At 44.1% G+C, this 16,705-nt stretch carries 11 protein-coding genes; 8 read left to right on the top strand and 3 right to left on the bottom strand.

Annotated elements, in window-relative coordinates; genetic code table 11:
• The first annotated feature begins 84 nt into the window (after positions 1 to 84).
• From KCV26_07655 to KCV26_07630, 6 genes are all read left to right on the top strand, one after another.
• Positions 85 to 729, top strand: coding sequence for an outer-membrane lipoprotein carrier protein LolA (locus KCV26_07655; protein ID WZX38233.1), 645 nt, complete (start codon positions 85 to 87; stop codon positions 727 to 729).
• A 123-nt stretch (positions 730 to 852) separates the two neighbouring features.
• The gene (gene trxB / locus KCV26_07650) at positions 853 to 1,794 is read left to right on the top strand and encodes a thioredoxin-disulfide reductase (GenBank protein WZX38232.1); all 942 of its coding nucleotides are present in this window, start codon (positions 853 to 855) and stop codon (positions 1,792 to 1,794) included.
• Positions 1,795 to 2,087: 293 nt separating this feature from the next.
• Positions 2,088 to 5,225: a SusC/RagA family TonB-linked outer membrane protein gene (locus KCV26_07645; GenBank protein WZX38231.1), complete on the top strand. Its 3,138-nt coding sequence runs from the start codon at positions 2,088 to 2,090 to the stop codon at positions 5,223 to 5,225.
• A 20-nt stretch (positions 5,226 to 5,245) separates the two neighbouring features.
• A complete protein-coding gene (locus tag KCV26_07640) occupies positions 5,246 to 7,162 on the top strand; it encodes a SusD/RagB family nutrient-binding outer membrane lipoprotein (protein ID WZX38230.1) in 1,917 nt (638 codons plus the stop codon).
• A complete protein-coding gene (locus KCV26_07635) occupies positions 7,147 to 7,320 on the top strand; it encodes a hypothetical protein (GenBank protein WZX38229.1) in 174 nt (57 codons plus the stop codon). Before KCV26_07640 ends, KCV26_07635 begins: the two co-directional genes overlap by 16 nt.
• 130 nt (positions 7,321 to 7,450) lie before the next feature.
• Positions 7,451 to 8,449 (top strand): malate dehydrogenase, encoded by a 999-nt coding sequence (locus tag KCV26_07630; GenBank protein WZX38228.1) that lies wholly within the window; start codon positions 7,451 to 7,453, stop codon positions 8,447 to 8,449.
• Between the two features lie 77 nt (positions 8,450 to 8,526).
• Here KCV26_07630 and KCV26_07625 read toward each other — a convergent pair whose 3' ends face one another.
• A complete protein-coding gene (locus KCV26_07625) occupies positions 8,527 to 10,731 on the bottom strand; it encodes a sodium-translocating pyrophosphatase (protein ID WZX38227.1) in 2,205 nt (734 codons plus the stop codon).
• Positions 10,732 to 11,009: 278 nt separating this feature from the next.
• Here KCV26_07625 and KCV26_07620 point away from each other — a divergent pair, with 278 nt between their 5' ends.
• Together KCV26_07620 and KCV26_07615 are read left to right on the top strand one after the other, a co-directional pair.
• Positions 11,010 to 12,215 (top strand): ROK family transcriptional regulator, encoded by a 1,206-nt coding sequence (locus tag KCV26_07620; GenBank protein WZX38226.1) that lies wholly within the window; start codon positions 11,010 to 11,012, stop codon positions 12,213 to 12,215.
• A 205-nt stretch (positions 12,216 to 12,420) separates the two neighbouring features.
• The gene (locus KCV26_07615; GenBank protein ID WZX38225.1) at positions 12,421 to 13,719 is read left to right on the top strand and encodes an O-acetylhomoserine aminocarboxypropyltransferase/cysteine synthase; all 1,299 of its coding nucleotides are present in this window, start codon (positions 12,421 to 12,423) and stop codon (positions 13,717 to 13,719) included.
• A gap of 76 nt (positions 13,720 to 13,795) precedes the next feature.
• On the opposite strand, the gene KCV26_07610 is transcribed toward KCV26_07615, so the two are convergent.
• Together KCV26_07610 and KCV26_07605 are read right to left on the bottom strand one after the other, a co-directional pair.
• Positions 13,796 to 14,341 carry a DUF4488 domain-containing protein gene (locus tag KCV26_07610; protein ID WZX38224.1) on the bottom strand — a complete coding sequence of 182 codons (546 nt, stop codon included), beginning with the start codon at positions 14,339 to 14,341 and terminating at the stop codon, positions 13,796 to 13,798.
• Positions 14,342 to 14,455: 114 nt separating this feature from the next.
• A complete protein-coding gene (locus tag KCV26_07605; GenBank protein WZX38223.1) occupies positions 14,456 to 16,627 on the bottom strand; it encodes a S46 family peptidase in 2,172 nt (723 codons plus the stop codon).
• Between the last annotated feature and the right edge of the window lie 78 nt (positions 16,628 to 16,705).

The following is a 16,705-nucleotide window of genomic DNA, read 5'->3' as shown; positions in this document are numbered from 1 at the left end:
AAACCGGAAACCCGGATCGCAAAATAAACCAAACACCCTCTTTTTAGTCCAACCCATCAGAAAACCCGTTAAAAGGAGAACAATATGAAAAAATATATACTCGCCATTGCCGCATTATTAACCGTATCTACTGGATTCGCACAACCTGCCGCAAACGCCCGGAATATCTTAGATAAAGCATACAGCACCTATGAAAATTCCAACGGCATCAAAATGACGTTTAACATTACCACCACCGACGAAAACGGAACGGCATACCAACCCCAGAAGGGGACGGCACGGGTAAAAGGCAATAAGTTTAAAATCGAAATGCCAACCATCGATACCTGGTTCGATGGAAAAACCCAATGGGTTTTGATGAAAGACCTCAACGAAGTAAATATCAGCCATCCATCAAACGAAGAGATTGCCTCCATCAGCCCACTGGCGTTGCTGAGCATGTACAAAACCGGGTTCACGCTAGACACCCCTGCATCGGGAATCATCAATGGGAAGAATGCATTCGTTATAAACATGTCTCCAACGGGAAGCAAAAGTGATTTCAAAAAAATATCCGTGGGTATTGATAAAAAAACCAACTCCGTTTTACAAGTGGATATCACCCTGAAAAACGGGATGAGAAACAAAATTGATATCAACGATTACAACACCAATTATAATTTCACCGATACTGAATTTATCTTCAACAAAGACCAACACAAAGGAGTTGAAGTTGTGGATTTGAGATAAATGGACGATAGAAATTTATTATATCCATTTCACGTATAGAAGAATAATTGTACCTTTGAGCCAATTATTAACAGTACTGCCTTCTCTCAAACAAAGGGAAGGTTTTTTAAACATATTACGACTATGAGGAATAAAGTAAGATGCCTGATCATCGGGTCGGGACCCGCGGGATACACAGCAGCTATCTATGCTTCGCGTGCCAACCTGGAACCTGTCTTATTTGAAGGACTACAGCCCGGTGGGCAGCTGACAACCACAACCGAAGTGGAAAATTTCCCAGGCTATCCCGAAGGGATCACCGGGCCAGAACTGATGGAAGACCTGAAAAAGCAAGCTCTGCGATACGGAACCGAGATTTTTCCGGGAAGGGCCACCTCCGTGGATTTTTCGGTACGCCCGTTTAAGGTAACGATCGACAACGAGCACATGATTGAAGCCGACACCGTAATTATTTCTACCGGTGCAACCGCCAAGTACCTGGGTCTGCCCGATGAAACCAAATACGCCGGACAAGGTGTTTCGGCCTGCGCTACCTGCGACGGTTTTTTCTACCGCAAAAAAAAGGTGGCCGTGGTAGGAGGCGGAGATACCGCCTGTGAAGAAGCTACCTATTTGTCGGGACTGGCAGACAAGGTCTACCTGGTTGTGCGTAAGCCTTACCTGCGCGCATCCCAGATCATGCAGGAGAGGGTAATGAACAATCCAAAAATCGAAATTCTTTTCGAACACAATGCCGTAGGGCTGTACGGAGAAAAAGGCGTGGAAGGAGTACATCTGGTAAAACGTATGGGCGAACCCGATGAAGAGAAAATTGATCTCGCCATCGACGGATTTTTCCTAGCTATCGGACACACACCCAATACCGACATCTTTAAAAACTTTTTGGAACTCGACGAGGTGGGATACATCAAGATAGACAATCCAACATCAAAAACCAACATCGAAGGTGTTTTTGCCGCAGGTGACGTAGCCGACCCGAATTACCGCCAGGCCATTACGGCTGCCGGAATGGGATGCCGCGCCGCCATGGATGCCGAGAGGTACCTGTCGGAAAAAGGATTATGATTCTCTTCAGCAGTTAAAGCGGCCTTTCTAATTAATTATTTTTAAGAACAAAGGCTCGATAGTGAATAGTTGTTTAATTTTAAACAACTATTTTTTTGTTAAAATATTTCTGCAATAAAACAAACCAACCTATCTTTGCGAGCATTTTGAAATATTTTAGCTTCTTTTTGTCAATTATAACAAGAAACCGTCCTATCAAACAAAAGCCACAACAACAAAAAGACAAAAAAATATTTTAAAACGCACGCTAAAAATCTGGATAACTTATTAAATCAATTTAAAAACTAGAGGGAATGAAAAGTAAAAATCTTTTTCCGACAAAAGGCTTTTTTACACTCCTGTTGAGTGTATTTGCCTTTTCTATTTCTGCTCAAAACGTAACCGTAAGTGGTACTGTAACGGACGACACGGGGCTTGAAGTCATCGGCGCAACAGTAATTGTCGCTGGCGATGCAAGTCGTGGAACCGTAACGGATTTCGACGGCAAGTATACATTAAACAATGTGCCATCCAACGGTTCGTTGCAGATCAGCTATGTGGGAATGGTCACTCAAACCATTCCGGTTAATGGGCGTACAACCATTGACGTAGTACTCACATCCGACAGTGAATTACTGGACGAAGTAGTCGTGACGGCGTTGGGGATCAAAAGAGATAAAAAAGCTCTCGGCTACGCTATTCAAGAGGTAAAAGGGGATGACATTATCGCTGCTCGTGAAGTAAACGTAGCAAACGCATTATCCGGAAAAGTATCCGGGTTGCAGGTAATACGCTCCGGTAACGGACCCGGCGGTTCTTCTAAAATTGTAATTCGAGGTAATAATTCCGTTACTAATCTCAATCAACCGTTAATTGTAGTTGACGGCGTTCCCATGGATAACTTCACAGGAGCAAAGAATAACGACTATTGGAATCCAAGCGCAGATATGGGTAACGGTTTATCGGATATTAACCCCGAGGATATAGAAAGCATGTCTGTACTGAAAGGCGCATCCGCTGCTGCCTTATATGGTTCAAGAGCCGGAAACGGAGTCATCTTGATTACCACAAAAACCGGACGTAAAAACGACGGATTGGGAATTACCGTTTCATCTTCGGTCTCTGCGGAAACCATTTTTATGAATCCCAAACTGCAAAGCACATACGGACAAGGCTCTGATGGAGCTTACGATGCGTTGTCTTCTAGCAGCTGGGGACCGGAGATTACCGGACAGGAATACACAAAATGGAACGGGGAGAAAGCCAGAATGACGGTTTACGACAACTTAAACGCTTACTTCAACAAACCGGGGATTAACCTTACAGACAACATTGCCTTTTCACAGCAGTACAATAATGTCTCTGTTTACACTTCGTTAGGCAGGACCGATGATTGGAGCAAGATACCTGGGGCTGATCTAAGCAGGACCAATATGACCGCTCGCGCAACAACAAAATTCGGAGCGAACGACAGGTGGAGTACCGATACTAAGGTTCAGTATGTCAAAACGAATGCTCAGAACCGCCCGGTCGGAGGAAGAAATGCATCGAATCCGTTCTTTACCATGTACGCTTTCCCTCGTTCATTGGATATCCTAGACTTCAGTAATCCCGTAGATGATGCCGGAAAAATGGTTTGGTACCAAAAAACCAGTCCGCAGATAAATCCCTACTGGTTGAGTAAATACAGGCTCAGCAACGATGTCAGGGAGCGTTTTCTAATGTCGGGGACGCTTAAGTATCAGTTTACAGAATGGCTGACCGGAGAGATCAGAGGGGGTACAGATATGTATTTCACCCAATACGATAACAAAACATACGGAGGAAGCCCTCTAACCGATACCGGACGATACAGTTTCGGACAGGATAAATTCTTCGAGAACAACTATACGGCATTATTCACGGCTCAAAAAGACAATGTATTCGGCAATTGGGGATTAGGCGGTTCTTTGGGGGGCAACCTCATGCATAGGAAAAAAACCGGCATCAGCGGTGGTCCCGATGAACTGCTCGTTCGAGATCTTTTCACGTTTGGAAATGCAAAAAACAACGTCAATGCCGAAAGGGAATACAATGAAAAGAAAATCAACTCCGTTTTCGGAACGGCACAGTTGAATTACGGCGGCTATTTCTTCCTGGACGGTACATTCCGCAACGACTGGTCTTCAACCTTACACCCTGATAATAGATCATTTTTTTACCCATCGATCAGTACATCACTCGTAATCAGCGACATGATCAATACTCAAGGAAAAGGAATGCCGTCTTGGTTTACGTACGCAAAAGTACGAGCTTCGTTTGCTCAGGTTGGTAACGATCTTGATCCTTATCAACTTTATAATACCTACTGGATTGGTAAAGACCCTGAAAATAATGCAACGGCGGGTACCAATAACACATTATTTGACCCGGGCGTTCGTAGTGAGCTTATCTCTTCATGGGAAGCAGGTACAGAACTACGTTTTTTCAATAACCGCCTGGGATTTGATTTTGCCTGGTACAAATCAAATGCTCGTCGTCAATTGCTGAATTTACCCATGGACCCGTTAAGTGGATACGGTTCAAGGAAAATCAATGCAGGAAACATTCAGAACCAAGGTATCGAGTTGATGATCAATGCTCGTCCCGTTGAAACAAAAGATTTCGCATGGAACATGCAAGCCAACATTTCAACCAACAGAAATACCATCGTAGAACTAACCGATGATGTTAAACTTTATTCTTTAGGCGGATATGACAACTTGCAGGTCTATGCAACCGCAGGAGGCAATTACGGCGAAATCTACGGTTCAAAATTCAAACGGGTAACCGATAAAAACAGTCCGCATTATGGTAAACTCATCGTTGATGCTAACGGACTCCCGAATGGAACCCCTGAAAAAGAAAAAGTTGGGGATCAACAAGCCGACATGTTAATTGGTGTCACAAACTCATTCCAATACAAAGGGCTCTCCTTCAGCTTCTTGATTGACTCCCGCATTGGAGGTGAAATGTTTTCAGGAACAAATTTCTATTTACAAGGTGCTGGAACTGCTGCCATAACAGCTCCAGGAGGAAAACGCGATGAATTTATCGTGGACGGTGTTTATCTTGATGCCAACAATCAATATCAGGTAAATACGACCAAAGTGACCCAACAGGAATACTGGAACAGGGTTACGGGCGATACCGGAAACCTGGGTATTTCAGAAGCTAATATTTACAACGCTACCAACATTCGCGTACGCAACGTGCAGCTGAATTATGATTTTAACCGTACCCTGTTAAAGAATACTCCTTTTACTCGTTTAAGAATGGGAGTTTCTGTAAACAATGCCTTAATGATTAAAAGCTATTTAAACGGTGTAGATCCCGAATCGGTATTTGCTATTGGAACAAATGCCGTAGGATTTGAGAATACGGCTCCGCCTACTTCGCGTACCTATTTGTTTAATGTAACTTTTGGTTTCTAATAATTTAACAAAACAAGAAAATGAAAAAGAAAAATATATTATTGGCTTTTTTGGCAGCGATCATGTTTTTAGGAGCCTGTTCCGACTTCGAAGACATTAATAAAGATCCAAATGCTGCAAATGAAGACGACATCAAGGTTCAATACATAATCAATAAAGCCATAACCGATGCGCAACAAGACCCGCACATTGCTGAACGTGCTTTTGTTTTGTATTGGAGACGTGCCGGTAGACAAGACCGTTCGGGCGGCATAAACCTTGGCACTTATAATAATGACTGGAGTTCCGATTATTACAACTATGTATCGGGTTGGATGAAATCAGCAACGCAAGCAGTAGACTTGGCTGAAAAACAAATTCAAAAAGATGAGTTCGCAGTAGAGTACGACCGCCAAATGACGAAAAACCTCAAAGAAGTAGCTAGAATCTGGCGAGCATACCTAATGAGTGAGTTCGCCGATAATTTTGGTCCTCTTCCCCTTGAAGCATTTAAAGGAACAAACCCTGAATTCTCCAGTGTTAAAGACGTATATTATTTTATGATCGATGAATTGAAAGATGCAGCACAGAAAATTGATGTCAATGTAAAAGCTCAAGACATTGATAAGAAATTTGACCGTGCTTATCAGTTCGATTTTGAAAAGTGGATAAAATACGCCAACTCAATGCGTATGCGTCTGGCTATGCGTTTATCGGAAGCAGATGCAGCAAAAGCAAAATCTGAATTTGAAGATGCAGTGAAAGGGTCAATTATTTTAACGGCAGACGAAATGTTTGCAGTTAAAGAACGTGACGGTTGGGATCCGTTGGCAGGAGTGATGTCAAGACCCTGGAATGCGTTATTAATGAGTAATACGCTAAACAATCTCATGATTAATCTAGGCAGTGTTAAATCGGCAGACATGCTGGACGCTTCATACGCTTCTTACATCAAACCGAAGGGATATATGGGAAAAAGGTTCCAAAATCAATTTTCAACGTATACAAACGATCCTTCAATCGGGTTCTTCTTCGACGGACTTCACAACACCATTGACCCAAGAGCTTACAAACTCTACGCCATACCCGGTGATTTCACCAGCCCCGATGCACAATTTACATCGGAAGATGATTTAGGCCCTTTGGAAAGATCTGTGTTTGCAGATAAAGACCAAAATAATGAAATCGCCACTGTTAATTTAGCGTTTACGTGGAACACTATGCCAGGTGGAAGCTGGGGAGACATGTCTGCCATGAACCAGATTATAGGATCTTTATACAACCCTATACTCGTAAAAAAATACAGGAATCATTCGCAAAAACGCGTATTCTTTGCTTCTTGGGAAACCTATTTCCTACTGGCTGAAGCAGCTCTAAGAGGCTGGACAACGCCCACGTCTGCAAAAGAAGCTTACGAAAAAGGAATTAAAGCCAGCCTGGACTATCATGGCGTTAGCAGTTTTTACGACACGTATATTGCTTCAACAGATTACAACCGTGTTGGAACATCCGTAAAATGGGATCATACAGCAGAGCCTCCTGCAACCGTTGAAGTAGACATTATTGATGGTTATACTAACCAAGCGGCGAAGTTTGCGTATAAATTTCCGGTAGCAAGCCAGACTTCTTATAAGAAAGCATTGAACGACCAGATGACGAAAGTCATCACCCAAAAATTCATCGCTCAAAATCCGTGGTTACCACTCGAAACCTGGAACGATTACCGTCGTCTTGGACTCCCATTCTTCGAAAACATGGTTGTGGAAAACCCGTTAACAAATCTTCCGGCTATAACGAAAGATAATGTAAAAACCACCCAACAACCCGATTTCTTCCCTCAACGATTAAAATATCCTGCATCACTTGAAAACAGTAACCCTGAAGGATATAAACAAGCCGTTGAATTACTCGGAGGAACCGACGCAGTGTTAACTCCGCTTTGGTGGGCAAGACACTAGCCGGCTCAACACTTCCAATGAAAGAGAGGCTGCCCCCAAAAAGGCAGCCTCTGTTCAATGCCCAGATGGAAGAAGTTACCGAACCCGGGGAATTTACAATCATGATCGGAGCGGCTTCCAGCGATATCCGGTTAAGAGGAAGTTTTCTCTGCCCGTGACGATCCCGGTTGTTGTAAGGTTAAGCCGGGCAGGGTTTTAACGTTTATTTAATTCTTTTTTTCTTTAATGTCGGGATAATATCGTAAATTTGGCCTCCGAAAAAACATTCAACATTTAATAATTTCAATTATGAGCTTTTTAACAAACGAAAAATTAACCATCGTTGGCGCTGCCGGAATGATTGGTTCAAACATGGCGCAAACTGCGGCAATGATGCGTTTAACCCCGAACATCTGCTTATACGACCCCTTTGCTCTGGGCCTGGAGGGTGTTTACGAAGAAATGCGCCATTGTGGATTTGAAGGAGTGGATTTTACGTTCACCACCGATATCCGGGAAGCGTTCACCGGCACAAAATACATGATTTCTTCGGGCGGTGCTCCGCGAAAAGACGGCATGACCCGCGAAGATTTGTTGAAAGGCAATGCGGAGATTGCAGCTCAACTGGGTAAAGACATCAAGGCTTACTGCCCCGATCTGAAACACCTTACCGTTATTTTTAATCCTGCCGACATTACCGGCCTGGTGGCCCTTATTCACTCGGGCCTGAAACCGGGCTGCGTTACCACACTGGCCGGACTGGACAGTACCCGTTTACAAAGCGAACTGGCAAAACATTTCGGTGTAAAACAGAGCCAGGTTACCAATACCCGCACCTATGGCGGACACGGCGAGCAAATGGCTGTTTTTGCCTCTACGGCAAAAGTTGACGGAAAACCGTTAACCGACCTCATCGGCACACCCGAGCTCACAAACGAAGACTGGGATGCCCTTAAACTAAGAGTAACCAAAGGGGGCGCAAACATCATTAAACTGCGTGGACGCTCATCGTTCCAAAGCCCGTCGTACGTATCGGTAGAAATGATCCGCGCAGCCATGGGCGGAGAGAAATTCGGTTGGCCTTCGGGTTGTTACGTAAATACCGTCGATTTCCCGAACATCATGATGGCAATGGAAACCAACATCACCAAAGACGGTGTGGTCATAAACGAGACCAAAGGAACCGACAGCGAAATGACGGCCTTGAAAGAAAGCTACCAACACCTGGCAAAGCTGCGTGATGAAGTCATCGCTATGGGAATCATCCCCGCAACTGATCAATGGAAATCGGTAAATCCGAACTTATAAATTTATAAAAAAAACTCCAGGATTGATATGAACCCCGAAAGTTAGACAAAAAACTTTCGGGGTTTTTTTGACTACCGTCACAGAAGGCTCCAGGCAACCGTCAGCCCCGCCATCACGATAGAAATCATACTCATCAGCTTGATCAAAATGTTGAGCGAAGGCCCGGATGTATCCTTGAACGGATCACCAACAGTATCCCCCACCACGGTGGCTTTGTGCACGTCACTGCCTTTTCCGCCCAGGTTACCTTCTTCCACGTATTTTTTGGCATTGTCCCACGCACCGCCGGAGTTTGCCATAAAAACAGCCAACACAAATCCAGAACCCAATCCCCCGGCCAATAGTCCCATGACACCGGGCACTCCGAGAATAACCCCCGTTACAATGGGAATGGCAATGGCCAGAAGTGACGGCAACAACATCTCCCGTTGCGCACCCTTCGTGGATATCTCAACACACTTCGCATAGTCGGGAGTACCCGTACCTTCTAATATGCCTGCGATTTCACGGAACTGGCGACGTACCTCTTCCACCATTTTCTGAGCAGCTCTTCCCACAGCATTCATGGTAAGCCCACAGAAAAGAAATGCCATCATCGAACCGATAAAAATGCCGACAAGCACCTTGGGATTCATCAGGGTAACCTGATAATAGTTCATGAAATCGGCAAAACCGGCTTTAGCAATTTCCACAGCATCACTGCCATCGGCAAACTCAAGTACAGTTTGTCCAAGCCGCAACATACCTATTTTAATCTCTTCGATATAGGAGGCCAACAAAGCAAGTGCCGTCAATGCAGCGGAACCGATCGCAAATCCTTTTCCCGTGGCAGCAGTAGTGTTTCCAAGAGCATCCAGGGCATCCGTACGTTTGCGGACCTCTTTTCCCAATCCGCACATCTCAGCGTTTCCGCCGGCATTATCCGCAATTGGCCCGTAAGCATCTGTAGCCAATGTTATCCCGAGAGTCGAAAGCATCCCCACAGCGGCTATTCCAATGCCATACAATCCCATACTCAGGTTCTCTCCCGACATCATGTTCTGCACATCAAACCCAGTGGCACAAAGGTAAGAAAACAGAATAGCCAACGCTATGGTTATCACGGGAATAAATGTAGATATCATTCCGGCACCCATACCCGAGATAATAACGGTAGCCGGCCCGGTTTTGCCACTTTCTGCAATTTGTTGCGTTGGACGGAAAGAATGAGATGTAAAATATTCCGTACCTTGTCCGATAACAATTCCAGCCAGCAATCCGGAAATTACTGAGAAAGATAACCCTAACCAGTTTTCGAAACCCAGAAGGTACAAAATAACAAAAGTGAACAGGGCAATCAATACCGCACTTACGTTAACTCCGCGATTCAATGCGGCCATCAGTTTTTTCATATCGGCATTTTCACCTGTATGCACCAGAAAGATACCCAGTATGGAAAGAAAAACACCGATAGCCGCAATAATCATGGGCGCAAAAACCGCTTTGGCCTGCATAGCAGGGTTCAGCACGAAAGCCGAAGCACCCAGTGCAGCCGTAGCCAGGATAGAACCGCAGTAAGACTCATAAAGGTCGGCTCCCATCCCCGCCACATCTCCTACGTTATCACCCACGTTATCCGCAATGGTAGCAGGATTTCGCGGATCATCTTCGGGAATACCGGCTTCCACTTTTCCGACCAGGTCAGCTCCCACATCGGCCGCCTTGGTGTAAATTCCTCCCCCCACACGTGCGAACAGCGCCTGTGTGGAAGCACCCATACCGAAGGTAAGCATCGTAGTGGTAATCATGATAAGCTTGTGTCCGGGCTCCGCACTGTCAATGAAATGATCCAGGACAAGATACCACGCAGAAATATCAAGTAAGGCTAACCCCACAACCACCAGGCCCATAACGGCGCCTGAGCGGAAGGCTACCTGTAATCCCTTGTTGAGTGAATTTTTAGCAGCATTCGCTGTACGTGCCGATGCATAAGTGGCGGTTTTCATACCAAAAAAACCCGCTAACGCAGAAAAAAAACCTCCGGTTAAAAATGCAAAGGGAACCCAGTTGTTCTGCAACCCAAAATAAGCCATAACGGCAAAAACCGAGGCTAAAATAACAAAGACGATAGCAACAACTTTATATTGTTGCTTCAAATAAGACATGGCACCTTCGCGGACATATTTCGCGATGGTCTTCATTTGTTCTGTACCTTCGCTTTCTCTCATCATCTTCTTGAAGAAATAGAAAGCAAAACTTAGAGCGAACAACGATGCAATGGGAACAAGATAAAAGTAATTCATTGATAATTAAAAGTTAATTTGTATTTTAGGTTTACGATTTTAAGAAATTCCGATAAAGTTATAAAATATGATCGAATTATCGCCGATAAAGTTAAATTATTGTTATTTTTTTATTATTCCTGTTTTTTTGTGCAAGAACCGGCACTTAAATTTTACATTTTTATTATCTTTGCCCTAATTTATTATATGGTTTAAAAATTCAGACAATTTATAAATATTGCCTTTAACTAACCTTTAAAATCAGGATACAACATATTTTCTATAAAATAAAGAGTGAGATGGAAAAGAGTTTCTTCTTAAGCACCGACAAAAGCCCCAAAAACATCCAGATAAAAAAAGAGATAATCAACCATTTCGTTAACAACGGAAATGACACGATAGCCGAACTTTCAAAAGGGCTCGACCTGAGTGTTCCTACTGTAACAAAATTGATCGGGGAGCTGAGCGATAAAGGATTGGTTGCCGATTTCGGAAAAATACAAACCGCAGGCGGAAGGTACCCAAATGTTTACGGCTTGAATCCGTCATCTGTCTATTTCATCGGGGTAGACATGACAAGACACCATTTAAACATTGCGTTGATGGATTTTAAAGGCGATATTGTGAAGTACGAAATGGGAATTTCGTATATGTATGAAAACACCACAGACTCGTTCGATGTCCTTTGTGAGCACATACAAAAATTCATCCGTGAAACGGGTGAACTAAAGCAAAAAATATACAACATCTGCCTGAATATCTCGGGCCGCGTAAACCCCGAATCCGGATACAGCTACAGCAGCTTCTATTTTAGTGAAGAGCCGATCAGCAATATCTTATCAAACCGATTGAACTATAAAGTAACTGTGGACAATGACACGCGCTCCATGGCTTACGGTGAATTTATGAAGGGAGCGGTACAGAGTGAAAGTAACGTGATTTTTGTAAATGTAAGCTGGGGCCTCGGCATTGGAATCATTATCGATAAGAAGCTATACTACGGGAAATCGGGATTTTCAGGAGAATTTGGCCATTTCCCCATTTTCGATAACGAAATCATTTGCCATTGCGGCAAAAAGGGATGCCTCGAAACAGAAGCCTCCGGGCTGGCTATACACCGGATGGTACTTGAGCGGATCAACAAGGGAGAAAGTTCCATTCTCACCCAACAGGTAAAAGACTTAAATAAACTTACCCTTACAGACATCGTAAAAGCCACCAACATGGAAGACCCGCTTTGCATTGAGATAATGGAAGAGGTAGGGTTCAAACTGGGTAAATACGTCGCCGGACTGATTAATATTTTCAATCCGGAACTGGTGGTTATAGGCGGTCAGGTAGCAGAAACAGAAGGATTTATTATGCTTCCGATAAGAAGTGCCGTCAGAAAACATTCGTTGGGCCTGGTTAATAAAGATACGCAGATTATCCCTTCGAAATTAAAAAACAAAGCCGGAGTCGTTGGCGCATGCATGATTGCCCGAAGCCGGTTATTTGACAACTAACATAACTTTTCTCCTGCGAAACATCCTGTAATCAGCCATAAATTGCACATTTAACACTTATTTGTGCCAAGATCCCGTATTTTCTTTTACTTTTGCACTATAGCATTTTGTCACACAAAACGGATTGTTGATTTTAAATAGTCGTCAAACGAACAATTTTGCTGCATTTAGGTTATTTTAAAAACTTCAATAACAATTAAAGAAAATGAGAAACTTACATTTCGAAACCCTGCAGATTCACGCAGGACAACAGCCAGATCAGATTGAAGGCTCAAGAGTCGCACCCATTCATCAGACAACAGCTTTCGTTTTTAAGAATGCGGAGCACGGAGCCGACCTATTCGGCTTAAGGGAGTTTGGGAATATTTATACCCGGCTGCAAAACCCTACGACAGATGTTTTCGAAAAACGGATGGCCGCCCTGGAAAAAGGGACAGCAGCTGTAGCCACAGCCTCAGGACAGTCTGCAGAGTTTATCACCATCAACAGCCTGGCCAGTGCCGGCGACAACATAGTCAGCACATCATTCTTATACGGTGGCACATACAATCTTTTTAAGGTTTCTTTTGCCCGGTTGGGAGTTGAGTTCCGTTTCGCCAAAGGGGACGATGTAGACAGCATAGAAAGCCTGATCGACGAAAAGACAAAAGCCATCTACCTCGAAATGATTGGAAACCCGGAGTACAACATCCCCGATGTAGAAAAAATTGTTGATCTGGCACGCAAAAAAGACCTGCCGGTGATAATGGATAATACGTTTGCGCAAGGTGGATACTTGTTCAATCCCATCGACTGGGGAGTAAACATTGTGCTTCATTCCGCCACAAAGTGGATTGGAGGACACGGTACATCCATGGGTGGAATCATTATCGACGGAGGAAATTTCAACTGGAACAACGGGAAATACCCCACTCTCAGTGAGCCTTCTGAAGGATATCACGGATTAAATTTCTGGGAGGTTTTCGGTGATCAATCTCCTTTCGGGAACATCGCTTTCGCCATACGCTGCCGCGTGGAGGGGCTGCGCGACTTTGGGCCTGCCATTAGCCCATTCAACTCCTTTATGATGCTTCAGGGCCTGGAAACACTTTCACTTCGTGCAGAACGAATAAATGCAAGTACATTGGAGATTGCCCGTTGGCTCGAAAAACATCCGAAAGTAGAAAAAGTCAATTATCCGGGACTGGAAAGCAGCAAATACAACGCCTTAGCCAAGAAATATTTAAAAAACAACGGTTTTGGCGGAGTTTTGTCCTTTTTTATCAAAGGCAATGAAAAACAGGCCGCCACGGTCATAGACAACCTGTCCCTGATCAGCCACGTAGCTAATGTGGGGGATACAAGGACACTGATCATTCATCCGGCAACTACCACACACGAACAGCTTTCGAAAGAAGCTCAGCTTGCGTCTGGGGTTTATCCGAATATGTTGCGGTTGTCACTTGGGCTGGAGCATATCGATGATATCAAATATGAGCTGGACGAAGCGTTGTCGAAGTTATAAAAATTAAGGTATACACAGTAAAAGAGCGTGCGGTCAGGATATCACACGCTCTTTTCAATTCGTTCCGCAAGAGAGGTTAATCCATAACTTTCTTTATCACCTCAGGATCTTTCACCAACGCCCGGAGTTCCTGCTCCAAATCGATACGGCTCACTTCCATATCTTCAAGCTCTACCCGTTGCCAGATTTCCTCAATCCATTGATTCTGGTTCTCACCAAACTCATCCACTGCCTGAAACCACCTCAGGTACATAAACTTAGGCCCGGAAAGTTTCAAATTCAAGGGATTGTCTTTCCCAACCTGTGTTCTGTTGAAAGAATGATTAATCTCTTCGATGTAAAGGGAATCTCCAACCAACCTGTACGTTCCGTCAACGGTGATCATAGCGCCACCTGCGGTTGTCATGAAGTTAACAAACCTGCCGTCATCGATAATCATCTTAAACATCCCGTGAGGCATTTTTTTGTAACCTCCCTCATTGCTGTTGTGAATGGCTTTCACCTCCCACAATCCAAACAAGCGCTTAGCTGTTTCGCTTTTCAATCCTTTTTGCGCTGTCCCACATCCGGCCAGTAATGCAATCACGCAAACAAATACAGAGTAAAATAATTTCGTTTTCATGATTACTTGTATTTAATAGAATTTACCCCATACAAATATATGATCTTTTTAGGTATTAATATTATTTTTTGCAGCTTTTTTTCTTAAAAAAACAAGGCTGCTGCAACCTCTTTTTTACTGGATATCCATCTCCTCAATCAAGTGTGTAGCACCAGCAAATTTATCGATAATGAATAACACATAACGGATATCCACTATAATGCTTCGCTGATAATCCGGAAGGTACTGAATATCTCCGCCAACTCCCTCCCAGTTACGGTCAAAGTTTATACCAATCAATTCTCCCCCGGCGTTCATAACCGGGCTTCCCGAGTTTCCTCCGGTAGTGTGCGTTGAGGCCATAAATGCCACCGGCATTTTACCGCCGGGTAAAGCATAACGTCCGTAGTCACCTTTGTTATAGAGCTCTTTCAGCTTTTCAGGCACAACGAACTCCCAATTCCCGGGATCTTCTTTTTCCATAATTCCCTCCACCGTTGTTTGGGGTTCATAGTAAACAGCATCACGGGGTGCATAACCTTTCAACTGTCCGTATGCAAGCCTGAGCGTAAGATTGGCATCGGGAGCATATGCCGTTGCTCCGTCCATCTCCAGCACTCCGTCCAGGTATGAACGGCGGGCGATCAAATAGGCGCGGGTAAAAGCATCTTGCTGATCTTTTAACATTGCTTCTTCTTTCTTTACCGACCGGGCAAAGCTAAACATCGGATCATGGACAAGTGTTTCGGGAGTAAGATGAGAAAGGAATTTTTCCAGGTTAGCTTCACTCCCGAAAACAGAATTTTCAAAAATATTATCTACGTATTTGTTTATGTCTCCCTCAAACTCAGTGTGTAAAACGGTAAAAACATCAGGATGCTTATCTTTGGGAACCAACCGTATGTATTCAGCAATCATGGCTTTGGCTACTTTTTTATCCACTTCTACGCTGTAGTTCTTGTTGGCAAAATTCCGGTAATCATTAAGAAGCAGTAACGTGAAATTCTCGATCTTCTTTTCGTCCTTGTTCCGAAGTGCCCGGATCAATGAGTCAGCATTCCGGACCGGCACATTAGCAAACTCAATCCCTCTGACAATCCCTTCGTTCAGCATCCGGTCCCTGAAACGGAGGTCACTGCGTTGCTCAACAATATGTTGTATGGTATCAAGAGCGGCCAGGAACTGCGTTTTGTTCTTTTTCTTTGCCCAACCGATAAGTCTTTCCTGTTGTCGTTTTTTTGCCATTACAAAATTACGCTTGTCAATGGCCCAATTCGAGCCGATAGCGCTCTTGTAGGCGTTCGTAGAGCCTGTGTATTTCGAAGCATACTGTATATTTACCTGCGGATCGGCAAGCATTTCATTCAACAGGGCTTCCTGGCGGACCCTGCGCATGTTGATACGCACTCTATTATCGATATCGCGCCGCTCGGCAACTTCCCACGAGGTATAAAACTTATAGGTTGTACCGGGAAACCCCAGGATCATAACAAAATCATTTTCATTTGCGCCCTGGGTAGAAACGGTAAGCCAGCGCTTGGGTTTCAGTGGAACATTATCGGGAGAATAAGGAGCGGGGTTTCCGTTTTTATCAGCATAAATGCGGAAAAGGGAAAAGTCGCCTGTGTGACGTGGCCACATCCAGTTATCGGTATCGGCACCAAACTTTCCGATCGAACTGGGCGGCGCCCCCACCAGACGAATATCGGAGTATATCTTTTTGATGAACATAAAATATTGGTTTCCGTCGAAGAATGGCTTAATCTCAACATCGGCACCAGCGTTATTTTCCAGAAACTCTTTCCCCACCCTCTCTTTGGCAATGCTTTTCAAATAGGCGGGAGAAAGGAACAGGATACCGTCTTTGTCCAGCGCCTTATCCCGTTCAAGACAATTCTTCACGTAATCGGTTACCTCCTCCACCTTATCTATAAAAGTAACCGTCAGTCCGGGATTGGGAAGTTCTTCAGTCTTCGTCATGGCCCAGAATCCGTTTTCCAGGTAATTATGTTCCAGCGTACTGTGGTTCTGTATCTGTCCGTAGCCGCAATGATGATTGGTCAACACCAGTCCCTGGGAAGAAATCACCTCACCGGTGCATCCGCCACCAAACTGAACAACCGCGTCTTTTATCGATGTGCCATTCGGATTGTAAATATCATAATCTCTCAATTTCAATCCCAGTTTTTTCATTTCGGGATATTTTTGTTGCTTCAACAGGTGCAACATCCACATTCCTTCATCAGCAGAAAGTGAGAAAATAGTCAGGGTAAAAATCAGGATCAGGGACAGAAATGATTTTTTCATCTTCAGTTTTTTGTTTGATAGGGTAAATTATTTCAAGTTCAGCAAATAATTCATCACTTATTTCCGTGTGGCGAAGAT

It is taken from the genome of Petrimonas sulfuriphila (assembly GCA_038561985.1).
Lineage (GTDB): Bacteria > Bacteroidota > Bacteroidia > Bacteroidales > Dysgonomonadaceae > Petrimonas > Petrimonas sulfuriphila.
The sequence above is the reverse complement of the archived record's forward strand: the minus strand, read 5'-3'. Positions and strand labels throughout refer to the sequence as shown.